At 41.3% G+C, this 16,526-nt stretch carries 11 protein-coding genes; 5 read left to right on the top strand and 6 right to left on the bottom strand.

All coding sequences use genetic code 11. The features are described 5' to 3' along the window. Positions 1–45 precede the first annotated feature (45 nt). On the top strand, positions 46–1,488 hold the full coding sequence (locus tag ACL6C3_RS15080) for a lipase/acyltransferase domain-containing protein (RefSeq protein WP_413168036.1): 1,443 nt from the start codon (positions 46–48) through the stop codon (positions 1,486–1,488). A gap of 106 nt (positions 1,489–1,594) precedes the next feature. Continuing rightward, on the top strand, positions 1,595–1,780 hold the full coding sequence (locus ACL6C3_RS15075) for a hypothetical protein (protein WP_413168035.1): 186 nt from the start codon (positions 1,595–1,597) through the stop codon (positions 1,778–1,780). Positions 1,781–1,830: 50 nt separating this feature from the next. Here the strand turns inward: ACL6C3_RS15075 and ACL6C3_RS15070 are convergent, their stop codons facing one another. Beyond that, a complete protein-coding gene (locus tag ACL6C3_RS15070) occupies positions 1,831–4,518 on the bottom strand; it encodes a CHAT domain-containing protein (RefSeq protein WP_413168033.1) in 2,688 nt (895 codons plus the stop codon). Continuing rightward, positions 4,499–7,474, bottom strand: coding sequence for a filamentous hemagglutinin N-terminal domain-containing protein (locus tag ACL6C3_RS15065; RefSeq protein WP_413168032.1), 2,976 nt, complete (start codon positions 7,472–7,474; stop codon positions 4,499–4,501). Before ACL6C3_RS15065 ends, ACL6C3_RS15070 begins: the two co-directional genes overlap by 20 nt. 307 nt (positions 7,475–7,781) lie before the next feature. Here ACL6C3_RS15065 and ACL6C3_RS15060 point away from each other — a divergent pair, with 307 nt between their 5' ends. Beyond that, entirely contained in the window at positions 7,782–9,548 is a 1,767-nt protein-coding gene (locus ACL6C3_RS15060; protein ID WP_413168031.1) for an asparagine synthetase B family protein, read from the top strand. Positions 9,549–9,563: 15 nt separating this feature from the next. Here ACL6C3_RS15060 and ACL6C3_RS15055 read toward each other — a convergent pair whose 3' ends face one another. From ACL6C3_RS15055 to ACL6C3_RS15040, 4 genes are read right to left on the bottom strand one after another with little or no spacing between them, the layout of a single operon-like run. Next, positions 9,564–10,856, bottom strand: coding sequence for a hypothetical protein (locus ACL6C3_RS15055; RefSeq protein ID WP_413168030.1), 1,293 nt, complete (start codon positions 10,854–10,856; stop codon positions 9,564–9,566). Positions 10,857–10,895: 39 nt separating this feature from the next. Further along, complete coding sequence (locus ACL6C3_RS15050) at positions 10,896–12,122, bottom strand: diaminopimelate decarboxylase family protein (RefSeq protein WP_413168029.1); 1,227 nt, start codon at positions 12,120–12,122, stop codon at positions 10,896–10,898. Continuing rightward, complete coding sequence (locus ACL6C3_RS15045; RefSeq protein ID WP_413168028.1) at positions 12,119–13,897, bottom strand: asparagine synthetase B family protein; 1,779 nt, start codon at positions 13,895–13,897, stop codon at positions 12,119–12,121. The genes ACL6C3_RS15050 and ACL6C3_RS15045 overlap by 4 nt, the downstream gene beginning before the upstream one ends. Continuing rightward, complete coding sequence (locus tag ACL6C3_RS15040; protein ID WP_413168027.1) at positions 13,894–14,526, bottom strand: hypothetical protein; 633 nt, start codon at positions 14,524–14,526, stop codon at positions 13,894–13,896. Before ACL6C3_RS15040 ends, ACL6C3_RS15045 begins: the two co-directional genes overlap by 4 nt. 1,087 nt (positions 14,527–15,613) lie before the next feature. Here ACL6C3_RS15040 and ACL6C3_RS15035 point away from each other — a divergent pair. Together ACL6C3_RS15035 and ACL6C3_RS15030 are read left to right on the top strand one after the other, a co-directional pair. After that, positions 15,614–15,754 carry a hypothetical protein gene (locus ACL6C3_RS15035; protein WP_413168026.1) on the top strand — a complete coding sequence of 47 codons (141 nt, stop codon included), beginning with the start codon at positions 15,614–15,616 and terminating at the stop codon, positions 15,752–15,754. Between the two features lie 140 nt (positions 15,755–15,894). Next, entirely contained in the window at positions 15,895–16,500 is a 606-nt protein-coding gene (locus ACL6C3_RS15030; protein ID WP_413168025.1) for a hypothetical protein, read from the top strand. Positions 16,501–16,526: the final 26 nt, after the last annotated feature.

Genomic DNA, 16,526 nt, shown 5'->3' with positions numbered 1-16,526 from the left:
AGAGCCTTTTCTAAACTACATCAACATTATTTGAGGAAAAATACGATGACAGAAAAAAGTAAAATGAAAGACATGGTTGTAATTATCCCCGGAATTACGGGGAGCGTCTTACAAAAAAATGGTCAAGATATTTGGGCGGTTTCAGGTCAGGCAATTTGGCAAGCACTAACCAATTTAGGGGATACTATTGAACAACTTAAAATAGACCAAGATGACCCAGACGCGGAAAGTTTGGGGGATGGTATTCAAGCAACTTCGCTCATTCAAGACACCCATCTGATTCCCGGTTTATGGAAAATTGATGGCTATACCAAAACAGCACGGTTAATTACCGATAACTTCGATGTAACTTCGGGCAATATTTACACCGATTCCAATGACAAACCTGCCAATTTTTATCACTTTCCTTATGACTGGCGACGGGATAATCGCGCTTCCGCAAAGTTACTCAAAAAACTATTAGATAAACGCTTAAAACGATGGCGAGAAGCCAGTGGTGCGGAGGATGCCAAAGTGATTTTATTGGCTCATAGTATGGGGGGATTGGTGTCTCGTTATTATTTGGAAGTATTAGAAGGTTGGCGAGATTGCAGGGCTTTATTTACCTTTGGTACTCCCTATCGCGGTTCGGTTCATGCGGTCAATTTTCTCGCCAATGGCTACAAGATGCTATTCGGAGATTTAACCGAAGTTTTACGCTCCTTTACGTCAGTTTATCAACTGCTTCCGATCTATGAAATGGTTAAAATTGGCGATAACTATCTGCGAATTGCCGAAGCCGACAATCTGCCAAATATTGTCAAAAGTCGCGCTGAAGATGCCCTAAAATTTCATCGGGAAATTGAAGATGCAGTTAACAAACATCGCCAAGATGAAACTTACCACAATTCATTTAAAACGATTCCCATTGCAGGTATTCAGCAAGCTACTTTTCAATCGGCTGAGTTCATTAATGGAAAACTCACGGTGAGCGAAAAATTACCAAAAATCTTACAAAATCGCCCCGATCTTGCCGACGGTGACGGCACCGTTCCTCAAGTTTCTGCGATTCCAATTGAACTGTCTAATAGTTTTAATAATAGCTTTATTGCCGAACGTCATAGCTCCTTACAAAACCAGAATCAAATTCTAGAAGATTTGAAGAATCGAATTAAATTTAATCAATCAGATTTGGCGAGTGTTAGAGCCTCACAAACTGCAATTAGCCTCGCTTTAGATGATTTATACTTGACAGATGAAGCGATCGCCATGCGTGCGAGAGTCATCAGTACGCCAGGGTTTATCAGTGGAAAACTTCACGCAAAAATCACATCAATTTCCCACGAACAACCCCCGATAAATCTTGATTTTCACGAACAGGAACAAGAATGGATGTTAACAATTGATGACTTGAAACCGGGATTATATCGAGTCAGTGTACAAACTGAAAATACCAGCGATCAAGCACCCAGTCCTGTTCACGATATCTTTGAAGTGGTCAAGCCATAGATAGACGAACTTTCGACTCAATGAATGATTGTCGCCTCGTAGAGAGAGTTCTTTGATAACACCTTCTATTCGCAGATTTTGAGCCAAGCTTCCGGTTCTTACGTCAATGTTTGCCAACTCATGGCGATTAGAGGAAGCGTTTTTTAATATTCTTGTGATTTTAATATTTTTATTGGTTGTTTATTTGTATTATTTTTGCTTAACTATAGATTTTGATGATCTGAACTCTTGGTCGAATCGTTGGGAATTTCCCCAAGATTTACAACAAGCACGAACGGAAGCCGGACTTTGAATTTTATTATTTGATCTAGTTTTAGAGAAAAATTTAATGTAAAAATAAGTTTACCACGGACTGCCAATCATTGTAAAACCCGACCAATAATAGGGATGAGAAAAGTCGAAATTACCTATAGAATTGAGTTGAGGCGGTAGCACAATTGAAGTATCCGGTTCGGAACCCTGCCACTGACTATCTTGAATTTTAACCTGTCCTTGAATCATCATTAATTGTGCCTGTCGCAACGCATCCGCTTTAATCACAACGTTATCCAGATGAGCATAAAATTCAGTGATTAAGGCTAAAGTTCCCACATCATTAACATACCATAAACTCGCCAAAGCCGATTTCACTCCCGCTTTTATGGCTAATCCCGCAAACCCAATTTCCGCTTGTTCATCCCCAACCCCCGTTCTACAACTAGAGAGAACTAACAGTTCAACCGGGGGATTTTGCCAACCCAAAGTTCTTAATTCGTCTAGCTTGAGTTGGTCATCCTCCCACAACTGGATATAAGAATCGGCGGGATTTCCAACAGTAAAATCACTGTGGGTTGCTAAATGAATGATTTGATAAGGATACTTTTTACGCTGATTGATTAAATTTTCGCGGGTAAACTCTTGATTTAAAAATTGCTGACCTTGCCATAATCTTTGGGTGACGGTTTCCAACTCTACCGGGACGGAAGGTAAAGAATCAAGTTCTAGAAATTCACTCGCACCCATCCCTAAGACTTTACTATTCTTCAGAGAAGTATAACGAGTATCCATCAAACTTATACTGGGAATCAAACTTAGGCTATATTTCTCAATTAAAAACTGTTGACCATCGTGCAATGCGGCCAGAGGTAATCCTCGCAAACCCGAATCTAAACTCAATAAAATGGTATCAATTCCTTCGGCTTGTAGTTGGGATTCAAGGGGTCGAATTAACCAGTCATAAAGCTGTTGAGCCGGCTTTAAATAACGTCTAGATCTGATCGGACTGGCCACTTCATTATAAAAATTTCTAGCCACTTTCAAGACCTCTTCTCGCGGCACTTCAATTCGGTGAAACTTCGGTTTACCCTCCGCCGTAAAGACAACTAATTCTAATTGATTAGTTTGTACGGTAACGTAAATAACAGCCGAATGAATTCCAGTTTGTTGGGCAATATCATCTAATACAGTCCTAACATTTTCAGTAGAAAGATTAGTATTTGCAAAATCATCACCAAAATACCTAGAAAATTCTTGATTCCGATTGTATTCTAGATTTGTTACCATATCCGCAGAGGCGATCGCCAAAGGACTAACAGAATTGGAATTCAAGACATTGAGAACCTCTGAGGAAGAATAACTAATATCAGAACTTTGCTTTTCATCACTGTTATTTCCTTCTGGAGAGTTAGATATCTCTGTGCGTAATTCTTCAGATGCTCTTTGAACGAGAGTATTGTTACGATTGTCAACATTTTCATTATTTATGAGTCCGGGGTTCTCTGAATTAAACTGCGGATTTTCAGGAGGATCTGGAGTTGGTCTAGGCAGATTTGAGTCCTCAGCAAGTGTCGCGGGTCTGTTTATTTCAGGATTATCAAAAGTAGGCTGTATCGGTTCTAAATTCGTGGGATTACTGTCTCCTTCTTGATTAATAATTGTACCGGGTTGTCCATTTTCTATGGCATTTTGCGGCCCTGTTGTGATTGAACCACCCGTCGTAATATTTTCAATGGTAGCACGTTCTGTACCAATCGCTGTTTGTTCACCAACATTAATACCATTACGTGCAACATTACGAATTAAAGCATTACCATTTCTAGTAGTAGCCATTTGTTCGCCGTCAATATTGATCCTATTCTCTGCGTTATTCCTAATACTAGGACTACCCTCCTCAGTAGTAGCCCTTTGATCGCCTTTAATATTGATGTCATTCCCCGCATTAATATCAATTTCTGCATTTCCTTTTTTGGAATATACGATTTGATCTTCTGTGTTAATATCCTCTGTAGCATCCAAATCAATTCCACCTGCATTTCCCTCCGTAGAACGAGAAGTCAGATCCAGCGTTCGGATTGAACCATCTGTAGCCTCAATCTGTATTTTTCCTGCACTAAGCGTTCCAATAGAACTAACATTTCCCGCGACGACTTCTTGACCATTAATAATAATATTACCACTGCTACCTCCAGTCGCTTCAGTTGTCACAGAACCCGTTGAAATACTACCTTGACTGGTAATTATTAAATCTCCACTTTCTGTTTGACCATAAGAACGAACATTTTGAGTTGTAATATTTCCCGGAGAATCTAATGTAATTTTTCCGGCTTCACCCCGTTGAGAAAATGTATCTAAATTTCCTAAGATATTAATACTATTTTGACTATCACTCGTAATGCTAATATCACCTCCATGTTGTAAACCCTCAGAACGAATCCCTTGAATTTCGATGTGTCCGGCCGCATTTAAAGTTACATTTCCCGCAGTTCCTTCTAGAGAAAAAGAATTCAGTTGACCGATGGTATTAATTTCACCTGCGGAACTGGTAATACTAATGTTACCACCCTGCTGTAAACCCTCAGAATTCATGCTTTGAGTGTTTATATTTCCAGAAGAAGAGAGTGTAATTTCTCCGGCTATACCTTCTTCGGAGAAGGTTTGTAAGGGACTTAAAATATTAATATTATTTTCACCCTCATTTGTGATGCTGATATTACCACCTTGCTGCAAACCATCTGAATAAATCCCTTGAATTTCAATCTGTCCGGCCCGCATTTAAAGTGACATTTCCGGCTCTACCTTGTTCAGAATATGAATCTAGTTTACCCCCTATGTTAATCTCACCAACGGAACTGGTAATCTCAATGTTACCGCCTTGTTGTGAACCGTAGGAACGAATTGCATAAACAGAAGTATCGTTGTTACCCAAAGTTACACTGTTATTAGCATCAATTGTGACATTTCCAGCTTCTCCTTCACTGGAAAAAGAATTTAATTCACCGGGAATATTAATTTCACCTGCGGAACTGGTAATCTCAATGTTACCGCCTCGTCGTAAACCATCAGAACGAATTGAATTACGGTTAGCATCACCGCCCAAAGTTACACCATCATTAGCATTAATTGTGACATTTCCGGCTTCTCCTTCACTCGCAAAAGAATTAATTGTTGCAGTACCCAAACTAAAACGACCACCGCTATTAATTGTAATCTCGCCTCCCTGCTGTGTGGCTGAGGATAGTAAATGAGAAGTGGTGATATTTCCTTGAGGAGAATCTAAACGAATCTGACCGCCTCTACTCGTTTCTGAAACTGAAGAAACAACTTCAGTATCAATACCTTGAACTGAGAAAATAACTGCGGTATTAATATTACCTTGACGAGTTGTAATATTAACATTACCACTATTTTGACCGCCCCAAGAACTGATATCATAAGTAGTAATATTACCTTGAGCTTCTAGAGTAATATTACCACCCGAACCAGAGGTAGAGTAAGAATCAAGATTTGCTATGTCAGATGCAAATGTATCCTTAATTTCCTCAAAAGAACCACCCGGTGAAACTTGACTTTGAGTTGCCGAACCACCTGTTGTATTAATTTCACCCCTAACACTTTCAAGAGTGATATTTCCACCTCTACCTGCTTCTGAGAAAGAACTAATATTACCTGTGGTAATATTCCCCTCAGCCGTCAGACTAACATTCCCTGCATTTCTGCTTGAAGAACTAATATTTTCTGTATTTTCCTTAGAGGAAAAAGAGTCTAACCTACCTTTTTTTGTATCAATATCACCATTACTACTCTCAAGACTAATTTCTCCACCTCCAGAAGTAATATCACCTGTGATAATATTCCTCTCAGCCGTCAGACTAACATTTCCGGTATCTTCGGTTGAAGAAAAAGAGTCTAACCAACCCCCTGTTGTATTAATTTCACCGTTATTGCTACTCAGAGTAATGTTTCCACCTGTACCTGTAGTCCCTGAATAGGAACTAATATTATTTGTGGTAATATTGCTTTCCGCCGTCAGACTAACATTTCCTCCATTTCCAGTTGAGGAACTAGAGTCTAATAGACCTGTTGTATTAATTTCACCGTTGTTGCTACTCAGAGTAATGTTTCCACCCGTACCCGTACCCAACGAATAGGAACTAATATTATTTGTGGTAATATTCCCCTCAGCCGTCAGACTAACATTTCCTCCATTTCCAGTTGAGGAACTAGAGTCTAATAGACCTGTTGTATTAATTTCACCGTTGTTGCTACTCAGAGTAATGTTTCCAGCATTTGTATCATATACGGCTGTTGAAATATTTTCTAAAATTGTTAAATCCCCCTCTACATTGAGGTTGATTTCACCGCCTCCTGTCGTGGAAAATCCTGTAAATTCTTCGCTAACATTTCCAACTGTTAACGGGGAGTTCGTTTTGAGAAATATTCCGCCACTGCCAGCAACAGCTTCAATGTTTTCAACATCTAACAATAAAGGATTCTCAATTCTACCAATGCTACCTGTTTCTCCGGTTTTAAATAAGGCGGTTGGGGCTGTAATTAATGAGTTATCATCAATCCGATTAATATTGCCTCTGGTGGTTGTGGCGGTTAGAGACCCTTCTGTGGTCATCTGGTTAAAGTTAATATCTTGTTCGGCTGTGATTTCAACGGCTTCTGTTTCGGCTAGAAGTTGATTAATGGTAATATCATTGTCCGAATTAATCAATAAATTCCCGCTAATATTCTCTCCATTTGTATTAATTTCACTTTCAATAATTAATAAATTCCTGCTAAAAATATTAATATTTCCGCCTTGTTCAGTGTCAGAAACATCTAAATTCCCTGAGACAATTACTGTCCCGGTTTCATCGGGAATTACGGTGTTAGAATTTTGTAAAATAATCTGACCATTATCACTGACAATGACTGTATTAGCCTCAGTTGTCGTTTCACCTCCCGTTAACAGTTGAGGAAGGGATAAGGGTGTAATGGGGTATTCTCCGCTTGCTGTTTCCATCGGAGATATTTCTAAGTTTAATAGCTGTCCTTCTTGGGAAATCCGAACTAGATTTTCACCTTCGACTGAAGCCAGGGTAATTTGACCTCCAGGACTGGATAATTGACCCGTATTAATAACCGTTCCGGCTAATAAAGTGAGATGACTTCCGGGTTCTAGAATGAGATTTCCTTCGTTTAAAATCACTCCGGGTTGGGACACTGCAAAAGCATAACCACTGGGAGTCCCCACCAAGGCTTGATAATCATTATTCCCAACAGCATTAAACCAATTTTCATTAAATTGAATTCCGGTGGCGGTTGTAGCGGTAAAGTCAGCCGGAACATTTAAACTGGCGCTTGAACCAAAAACTATCCCTGCGGGGTTCATTAAAAATAGATTAGAATTTCCCCCCGTCACTTGAATTAAACCGTGAATAATTGAAGCATCGCCACCGACAACCCGTCCGAGAATATTGCGAATATCGGGGTTAGATAGAAAGTTGGCTATTTCTCCTTCACTCAAGCCAAATTTCTCAAAGCTGTGGAATAGGTTGCGACCATCTTGACTGAGAGAACCCCCTTCAATATCATGGCGATTTCCTTCTGTATTGACACGGGTTCCAGTACCATCAGAAGCGGGTGTAATGGGTTGAGAGGATGCAGAAATGGGAAACAGAAAGACACTGACTACAGCTAAAAAAAGCTTCAATCCGAGGGGATTTAGACTAACTTGCATTGAATTTTCCTTGTTGTAGAACGGATTTAGCGTACCCTAGCCTATTGATGCTATCCCTGGTATTACAGAGTAGTAGACCTAAGCCGGTTTGATCATAACAAAAATTAATTTGGAGAGGTTCGATAATTTGAGTTTATAATCGAAGATGGCTCGATCAATCGTTTGTTGTTTTTAAAATCAATTTATGGGTTTGCGTCTATTTACCTTTTCGGGGGTGGCGGCAGCAACTACGATTTTTAGCCTAGTTTTACCCCAACTTCCTGAAAAAATATCGATAGTATTCAAAATTTTTAAACCGTTTTTAACTATGTCAACAGATTGGCTTAAGACTTTACCCTTTAAGTTTAAAATAAAAAAAGTAGATGAAAACTTATCAACAAATCCATCTTGGTTAATTTGTTGGGGAGAAATCCAGAACTTCCATTCAAAAATAACTTGGAAAGATGAAAAAGTAGCTATCTTTCACTCCCAACCGACGCTGAGTCCCACTCAAAGGTTTGTTCTGGTTGGAGAAATAAATTTACTCAACCGAATTCAACTTTGTCGGCGGTGGCAACTCAATTCTCAAAGCTTCAAAAAAGATGATGAATTGGTGGCTCAACTCTTGGACTGCCATTGCGATGAAGCCAGCATTTTGTCTATAGTTTCTCAATTAGAAGGAATGTTTGAGATGGTTGTTTGGGATCGACAGCAACAAAATTTATCTTTAATCCGCGATCCGGTGGGATGCAAAACCCTTTACTATACGCTTCCCTCTCCCACAATGTGGATAGCCCCGCGATTAAAAACTTTATTACCTCACCATTCTAGAGAATTAGATTTGGTGGCATTGGGCGATTATTTATCCTGCGCTTTTGTTCCGGGAGAAAGAACACTTTGGCGGGAGGTAAAAGAGTTGCGTCCAGGAACTCTTTTGAACTTTTCAACCTCTTTAAAGCATCCCAAAACCGAAGTTTATTGGCAACCCAAAGAAACAATTCAGAACCCAGATCAATCCCCGGAGTGGCACGCTCAAAAACTCAGATCGCTTCTCAATCAAGTCGTACAAGAATCTCTCCCCAACGGACAACCCGCAGGGGTTTATCTGTCTGGAGGCTTGGATTCTAGCTGTATTACCGCGTTGACAACTCAATTTCATCGCGATCCAGTTCATACCTATTCCATTCATTTTGGTTCCGATTATCCCAACGAATTAGAATTTTCCAGCCAGGTTGCCGAACACTGCCAAACTCAACATCATATCCTAGAAATTACGCCGAATGATTTATGGGAAAAACTACCGATTACTTTGGCAAACTTGGACGATCCCATTGGCGATCCTTTAACCGTTCCCAACTTTCTTCTCGGACAATTCGCACAACAAACGGTCGGTATTATTTTGAATGGAGAAGGGGGCGATCCTTGCTTTGGCGGGCCGAAGAATAAACCGATGCTGCTGAATCAACTCTATGGAAATATTGCCCCCCAATCTGACGATTTAATTGCCGCCTATTTAAACTCTTTTAAAAAATGTTTTTCGGATTTACCTGACCTCGTTAAACCGGAAGTTTTGAATGCTATTAAAACGGCAACGTCGGTATTTGAATCGGATTTATCCGCCCGGATTGATTATTTGAATCGTTTAATGCTGCTCAATATTAAATTTAAAGGAGCCGACCATATTCTAACTAAAGTTAATAATCTAACGGCTGCCGCCGGAATCCTTGGATATTCTCCATTATTTGATCGGCGAATTGTAGAACTTAGCTTGGAAATTCCACCCAAATATAAACTCTCGGGAGCCAATGAAAAAGCCGTCTTAAAAAAAGCGGTTGAAGATCTTCTTCCATCTGTGATTATTAACCGTCCCAAGAGTGGAATGATGGTTCCGGTCGGGTATTGGTTTCGTTCCCGTTGGAAACGCCGCGCCCAAAGCCTTTTGCTGAATAAAAAAGCCGAAATTGCACCTTACTTCAATCAAAATATAATTAGAGAATGGTTAAATTATCGCGGAGATCGATACAATCGCTACGGAGTTAAGCTTTGGCTGTTAACCAGTTTAGAAATGTGGTTGCAAGTCAACAAAAAATATTAAACCTCAATTTATAAATTATCCAAAACTCTCAGAAAACGTAATTGTAGAGGCAACTCTAATATCTTCGTCGGGATCGTAAATCGAAGAACTGCCGCTTTCAATTTGACCGGATAATGTTGTTCTGCTTCGGGCGATACCGTTCGATAAAATGTTCAATAACCGTTGCGGCGTAAAGGATTCCAATTCCACATAATTTCCGGCTTCCAACCAGTCGAGTTCTTCATCGGATAAACTCCGTCGAACTTCGCCGATAATTTGTTTTGCTTGGGTACTAAAATCGGATTCATGTTTAATAAACATATTGCGACTTTGAAAAACGTGACGGGGAAGCAATCCCAAATCATAAACAACTATATTAGTTCCGCCAAACCACAACGGATCGGTGCGAAGTAGATGGGCTAAACTGACACCAGAAGGACTCGCATCGTGAAAAGCATAAACTTTTAAATCGGGATTGCGTTTGAGCATTTCTAAAACCGTGTTAAAAATCCTTCGGGGATATCCCCGAATACTCAAAACAGCACAGTTATGTTCAAAGTGAAAATTGTTCATAATTAACAAGTGGGCGATCTCGTTATGATCGCAGATTACAACCCGATCAAAACTATAGGAAGTAATTTCCGAATTGATTTCTCCTGCTGTTGGTTGTTGAACCGATGGAGGTAGCATTTTATCGACTGTATTATAGCGAGTCCAGCGCTCCATCCATTCGTCAACTTGTCTTTGAGATAATAGTGAAGATTGAGCCGTATAAATCTCTTTTCCCGACAATCTTGTATTTGCCAAATAGATTGCTAACAATCCCAAAGCCGAACTCGCCGCCAACAAACCGAAGGCTGCCAAAGGTTGTAGGGAAACTTGGAAACTGAGAAAAATCCCAATACCTATAATGAAAAATCCGGCAAATCTTAAAGCTTGAAGATTAAATCGACGCCAAGAAATATTATTTCGACTCGAATTGGATTGTCTCCAAGCGTTCCAACAAAATAAGCTCGAAACAATCACAAAAGAGAAAGGCCCGGTAAAGGAAAAAATTGCTAATAAAATAATATACAAAAACAACGACACGCCCGGCTGAATTGATTTGCGATTTAACCGTTTTTCTAACAAATAGGTCAACTGTTTGGGAGTGTAGTAGAGAGTGCCATTAGCCGAAATCAAATCGAGACAGTTTTTAAAAAATATATCGGTGAAGCGACTGCCACTTTTGGGATCGAAAGTAAATTGATGGTTGCAGTTTTTACAGCGACCCCGGTTGGCAGTGCGGTCTTGTAAATTATTATCAGTACCGCAAACAACGCACTTCATGGCATCTCCTTTTTTGAATTTTAACTCCAAAAAATTGAGCTAAAATACTTGGTTTGCCATCAATATATCATAATTTTCTCGCCTCCGAATTAATCGATGTTTTCCCGCCACGACAAGCACTTCCGCAGGACGGGGGCGGTGTAGAAAATGAGAGGACATTGCATAACCGTAGGCGCCGCAGTCCAATATTGCCAAAATGTCTCCGGGTTTTAAAGCCGGAAGCGAACAATTTCGGCCCAAATAATCCCGGGAATAGGTCGTATTTCCGCACACGTCGGTTTGGTAGAGTTTGGAATTCGACGAAAAGGCGATAATTTCCCGATAACCGCCATGAACTGAGGGAACCGATAAATTGGCAACGGTGGTATCGACGCCGACAATTTGCTTACTTTCTTGCCATTTAACCGATACAACTTTGGCGAGTATTGTACCCGATTGCGCGCACGCCGCCCGTCCCGGTTCTATAATAAGTTCAATTTGTTCTGCAAGCGGACGCAAAGCTTGGTGAATTTCTCGACCAAATTCTTGCCAATTAAAGGCTATATTTCCCCGGCGATAAGGATAACCAAACCCGCCGCCAAAATCGAGGTAACTCCAATCCGGCAATTGTTGACCGACGGCTAGAATTGATGAAATAACCTCGGTAAAAGCGCGAGTTGCATTCGTTCCGGTTCCGCGATAAAAATGAATTCCGCCGATTTTTAACCCAAAAGATTGAGCGATTTTTAACGCATCCGAAAACTCGCTAGGACGCACGCCAATGCGACTTTCTCCGGTAATCTCGGGGTAATTTAGTCGAAATCCAATTTGGGGAATAAAATCGGGTTTGAGAGTCTTAAAAACTTCGCCCAAAAGTTGTAACTGCGCCACACTATCCAAGTTGAATGTGCGGACTCCCCAATTGAAAAGCTGTCGCCATTCGAGTTCGTTGAGATTGCTTCCGCTGTAAACAATTTGTTCGGGTAAAAATCCGGCTTTCAAACCCAAATAAACATCTCCCGGCGTGTTCGCGTGAAGTCCCCAACCCGAACGGTGAAAAATTTGCAGCAGGGAAATATTTCCATTGGTGACGCTGGCAAACTGAAACCGAGTTTTCGGATAAGAAATAGAGCGGGTTATGGTATTTATTGTTTCTTGAAGTTGTTCGGCTTGATAAACATAAAGCGGAGAACCGTAAATTGTTAATAATTCCTCCGCCAATTCCGCAGAAAATGGAAGCGGGCTTGGGACTAAAGATATGGAATCTGAAGCTGAAGTGATCGTCATGTTTCTTCTTGAGATTGAAAACGCCATTTCCACCACCAATAGGGTAGCAGAAACGGGTGTATTTGACTGCGGTTTGTTGCCGATTCTCCCAACACCGTTGTCCGCCAAATTTGCCAAATCATCAGCAGCCAAAGAATCTCTCCAATTCGCCGCCCCCGCATATATCCGCCCAAATTTCCCCGAATTACCCGCATTGCTAAATCGGGAATAAATCGACCTTCGGCTTGCAAAACTCCTGAATTTAACCAATATCCCACTTCGGACCACAATTGATTTACGCACCAGAGGGTTAAGGGGACTCCCATGCCCCGTTTTTCGCGCCAAACAATTTCGGGGGGTAGCCAATCTTCAACCGCCCGTTTTAGGATATATTTTTCACAAGATCCTTGCAGATAAAATTCTCCCGGAAGCTGAAATGTCCACTCCGCCAACGGCAAATCGCAAAAGGGCGATCGCAAGTTCAACCCTTGATTTAGTGCCAGATTTGTTGCCCGGGGGTGGATGTTTTGCGCCCCTTTTAACATCAAACTTGCCCGCCGCAAGCGATGTAATAATTCCGAACAATATTCTAATTTTAACGCATCTTGCAACCAAAAATCCGGATTGATTTCCTCGATTTTAGCCCGTACAGAGGGGGAAAAAACTTGCCCTTCACAGCCGTAGAGTCGATGAAAAGTTTGCAAATATTGTCGGGTAAAGTCTACTTTATTTTCGGAAAAACTCGGATTAAATCCGCCATAAGTTAGGGCCGCAATCATCGGTTTATTCGTCCAACCCGCAAATAATTGATCGCCCCCTTCGCCATTAAAAACAATAGATACATCTTGACGGGCGGCTTGATTGAGTAAATATAACGGCGCTGTTACTCCATCTCCAAAGGGTATATCCAAAGCGCGAACCGTTTCAACCAAAGATTTTTTAATGCGATCGGGCGTGGCGGATACTTTGATTAATGGAATATTTAAAAACTTGGCGACTTGTTCGGCGTGGGGAATTTCGGAAAGATCTTTTTCTCCAAAATCGAGGGTATAGGCTCTTACTTTTATCCCACATTGTACGAGCAATGCCGCCACCGTTGCCGAATCTATTCCGCCGGAAAGAAACACCCCAACGGGTTCGGAGGGCAAGTTTTCAATTTGACGATGAATTGCATTTTTGAGTAAGGTTCGTAGCTGTAGAATGGCTTCCCGTTCCTCTCGGATTTTCGGTTTTTTTTCTTGCCATTGATATGGATTTTTGATAATATACTTGTGAGGATTATCAATAGATTTATCCGGGGGAAAGATTAATTCGCAACCGGCGGGAACGGCGAAGATTTGGTCAACAGAAGTTAGGGGAGTTGGAATGTAGGAAAAACAGGTGTAACCGTACAGCCCCGCCCAATTGACTCGGGGCGATTCAATCAGGGGAATTAATAATTTAATTTGTGTGGAAAACCAGATGGCTTCTTCAATAGAAATCCAGTAAAGGGGAACCCGACCGAAGGGTTCTCGCCCCAATATTAAATGATTGGCTTCGACTCGTACCCAAGCCTCCGCATTCGCCAGTCCCGAAACAGAAATACCCGCAATGAAATCGCCCGTTCGATGGGTAAAATTGTCTTTTATTCCCGTGTAGCGAACATCCCAATTCACATTTGATGGAGTTGGGCGGGAAGATGGATATAAATGGGGTTTTTCCTGTACAATCCTATTCAATCGGACGCTCAGTTGATGTTCGGGTTTGAGACTCCAATATCCGAGAAAATGATGGGAACTACAATCGGGATTGTTCACCGTACAATAAATTCGGTTTCACTCAAAATGCGACCGTTCAAAAGCATTTGTACCCGCCAATTTCCGACGGGTGAGGCATCACCAAATTGATGGCGACAGCGAGTATTCCAAACTTCTCTGTCGATAGAACGGGTGGAATAGTTATTTTGATGTTCGATCTGACCCAAAGGATTAATCCAATTACATTTTAAAGAAAGTTGGCGGCCCACCGGGGCTTGCTGGAGTTTAACCTGATAATAGATTAGAGGATTTTCTTGCCGGTTGACAACAGTTAGGTCGTCGGTTTTATCCAATCGGGTTAAAGTTATGCGACTTTGATTGGAGTTGGCGTAAACTTTGGCGATTGTATTTTGTCGATGATTGAACCAAAGCGAACTCGCGATCGCGATTGTCATCAATGTTACTCCGACTCCGAAAGTAATCCGTCGGCGGCGCTTTTGCTGGACAACCAGGGCTTCTCTGCGTCTAAGTTGCATTAAAGCATCGTCAAGTAAGTCAATTGGAAGGTTCAGTTCTTGAAAAATCTCCCGTACCTGTTCTCTATTTAACTCGGCTTCCCGGCGTTGAGACAGGTGTTCTACTTCGGCGATGAGCCGATCTAACTGGTCTGAGGTCAGCTGCTGGTTCACAATAACTCAATGTATTTACCGAAAGTTTTCACATCTAGTTTAGCCGAGGAATCCGTTTGTTATAACTGCGATCGCCCTCCTCAATGAAATTAGTAGAGTACCCGCGAGTTTCCAATTAGTAAGAGCAAATCAAACGAACTTCGGCTAATTGAGTTCGTCAGTTTGTATCCGTGCGTGTTCGTCTATATTTTATATCATTGCCCAACTGTAATTTTATGACCGCCCACCCGCGATGATATGATTTTTTAATTATATTTTAGCGATCGCCCACCAGCAAATTTAACCGTCGCCGAGGTTATAAATTCTTCTGCGCGAATAAGAAAATGCAATTTGCTGCATAAGCCCCGGTCAGCCAGAGATATGTTTCGGCAAATCGTCGGATCATACCAAGATTAATATTCCGATGCTGGATTTTAATTGGTGGATTTTACCTCCGAAATCAAATAAAATTTAAGCTATACCGTTACCGTTTACCGTGCAGTTTGTATGATTTACTGAAACTCTCAAAGCAACGACCGCACTCGAAAGTTGATGGAATTCAAATAAATTGAATAGAATTGCTCTGAGGAGATATGGACTTCAACGTTGCTCAATTGCGATCGCACCGAAGTGTATTAATTTGATTGCTGCAAATTGATCGATTTTGAAGAAGCGGATGCAATTAACCCTAAAGTCTGGCGGAGGGAGATGACGCGGAAATTGTGTTCTCGATCGCTCAAACATCCTCAAAACTCCCGATAAATTTATCCTCAGTCGTTGACAACAGCTTGCGATCCCGCACTTACTTCCAGAAGTAATTGAAATAAAATCTTAATTTTTTCTTTGAACAATTGCTTTCCTCTCCAAAAGATGTGCAGTTTCTCAATTTACCCAAAAGCCCTGCTATATAGGGGTTTCACCCCCCCCATTCGCAGTTCAACTTCATTGGAACCAAGCCGATAAGCTTTACACAAACTTTACAAAACCGGGCCAAAATTCCGCCCCAACTTTACAAAACTCCCTAGACTTCCCCGCAAGCAACCGCCTATGATCGGTTCACATTTGAAATTAATTCTCATCAAGACCCGCCCTTTTACAGCGAACTCCAATGTCAGAAAGCATCTACCCAAATTTTGCCTTAGCAACTGCCAGTATTACCCTATTGCGTTTTGCAGCCATTCAAGGCTTTGGCTCTATTCGCCCCGATACAGATGGGAAAATTCCCCCTCCACAAAGCCAATTAACCTGACTTAACGCACATCATAATATAGTGGATTAGTTTGTGACTCAAAAAGCCAACCCCAAACTAATCCATGAATCTTAATCCTTGAGAGAGAACCGTCACTAAATCCGACAAAATGTTATAAACTTTCTCGATAACAAATTCCCATGCTCAACCCCATCTCTCAAATACTCAAACCCATTGCAGCGGGCGCTATTTTTAGCTCGATTTTTATTGTCCCCCTACCCACTCAAGCCAACACCGTTGAATATGGTTTTACAACCAATTTAGTTGAAAGTATTTTTATAGAGGGCGCCCCCGAGATAGGCTTGGAAGCAAATCCCGATTTTTACAAAGGTACGTTTACATTTGACGAATCCTTGCTAACAGGAATTGGCCTTGAAACTATTCCTGCATTATCAGTCGCACTCGAAGAAGATCCTCACGTTAATCAGGATCTTGATCCCCGTTTCCCGGACTTCCCAACCGTAAGTTTTCAAGATGGTGAGTTACTTGGACTGGATTGGTTGGCAATTTATCACCCGTTCTCAGCCGTTCCCGAACTTGACTATCCGGGAGATTTCTTGCGAATTTCGGGAACCGAACTGACCGACGGTTTCGATCCGACTTTCTACACCCCCGAAGACGATCCTCGTACTCCGATTTTGGGGTTTGGAACGGTAGAATACTCCTCTATCCCAGAACCCACTTTAATATTGGGTTTGCTCACCTTCACTGCACTGGGGGTAACAACACTCAAGCGTAAATCTTAGTCATCTTATTTCTCTGAGAATATCAC

The sequence above is a fragment of the Capilliphycus salinus ALCB114379 genome (assembly GCF_047276495.1).
GTDB classification, from domain to species: domain Bacteria; phylum Cyanobacteriota; class Cyanobacteriia; order Cyanobacteriales; family Microcoleaceae; genus Capilliphycus; species Capilliphycus salinus.
Note: the sequence above shows the minus strand (reverse complement) of the source record. Positions and strands in the feature narration are given on the sequence as shown.

Excerpts from the sequence above, each read along its gene's own strand:
- ACL6C3_RS15080 (WP_413168036.1), top strand. The coding sequence starts at position 46 with ATGACAGAAAAAAGTAAAATGAAAGACATGGTTGTAATTATCCCCGGA.
- ACL6C3_RS15065 (WP_413168032.1), bottom strand. The coding sequence starts at position 7,474 with ATGCAAGTTAGTCTAAATCCCCTCGGATTGAAGCTTTTTTTAGCTGTA.
- ACL6C3_RS15070 (WP_413168033.1), bottom strand. The coding sequence starts at position 4,518 with ATGCGGGCCGGACAGATTGAAATTCAAGGGATTTATTCAGATGGTTTG.
- ACL6C3_RS15055 (WP_413168030.1), bottom strand. The coding sequence starts at position 10,856 with ATGAAGTGCGTTGTTTGCGGTACTGATAATAATTTACAAGACCGCACT.
- ACL6C3_RS15060 (WP_413168031.1), top strand. The coding sequence starts at position 7,782 with ATGTCAACAGATTGGCTTAAGACTTTACCCTTTAAGTTTAAAATAAAA.
- ACL6C3_RS15030 (WP_413168025.1), top strand. The coding sequence starts at position 15,895 with ATGCTCAACCCCATCTCTCAAATACTCAAACCCATTGCAGCGGGCGCT.
- ACL6C3_RS15075 (WP_413168035.1), top strand. The coding sequence starts at position 1,595 with ATGTTTGCCAACTCATGGCGATTAGAGGAAGCGTTTTTTAATATTCTT.
- ACL6C3_RS15050 (WP_413168029.1), bottom strand. The coding sequence starts at position 12,122 with ATGACGATCACTTCAGCTTCAGATTCCATATCTTTAGTCCCAAGCCCG.
- ACL6C3_RS15035 (WP_413168026.1), top strand. The coding sequence starts at position 15,614 with ATGTCAGAAAGCATCTACCCAAATTTTGCCTTAGCAACTGCCAGTATT.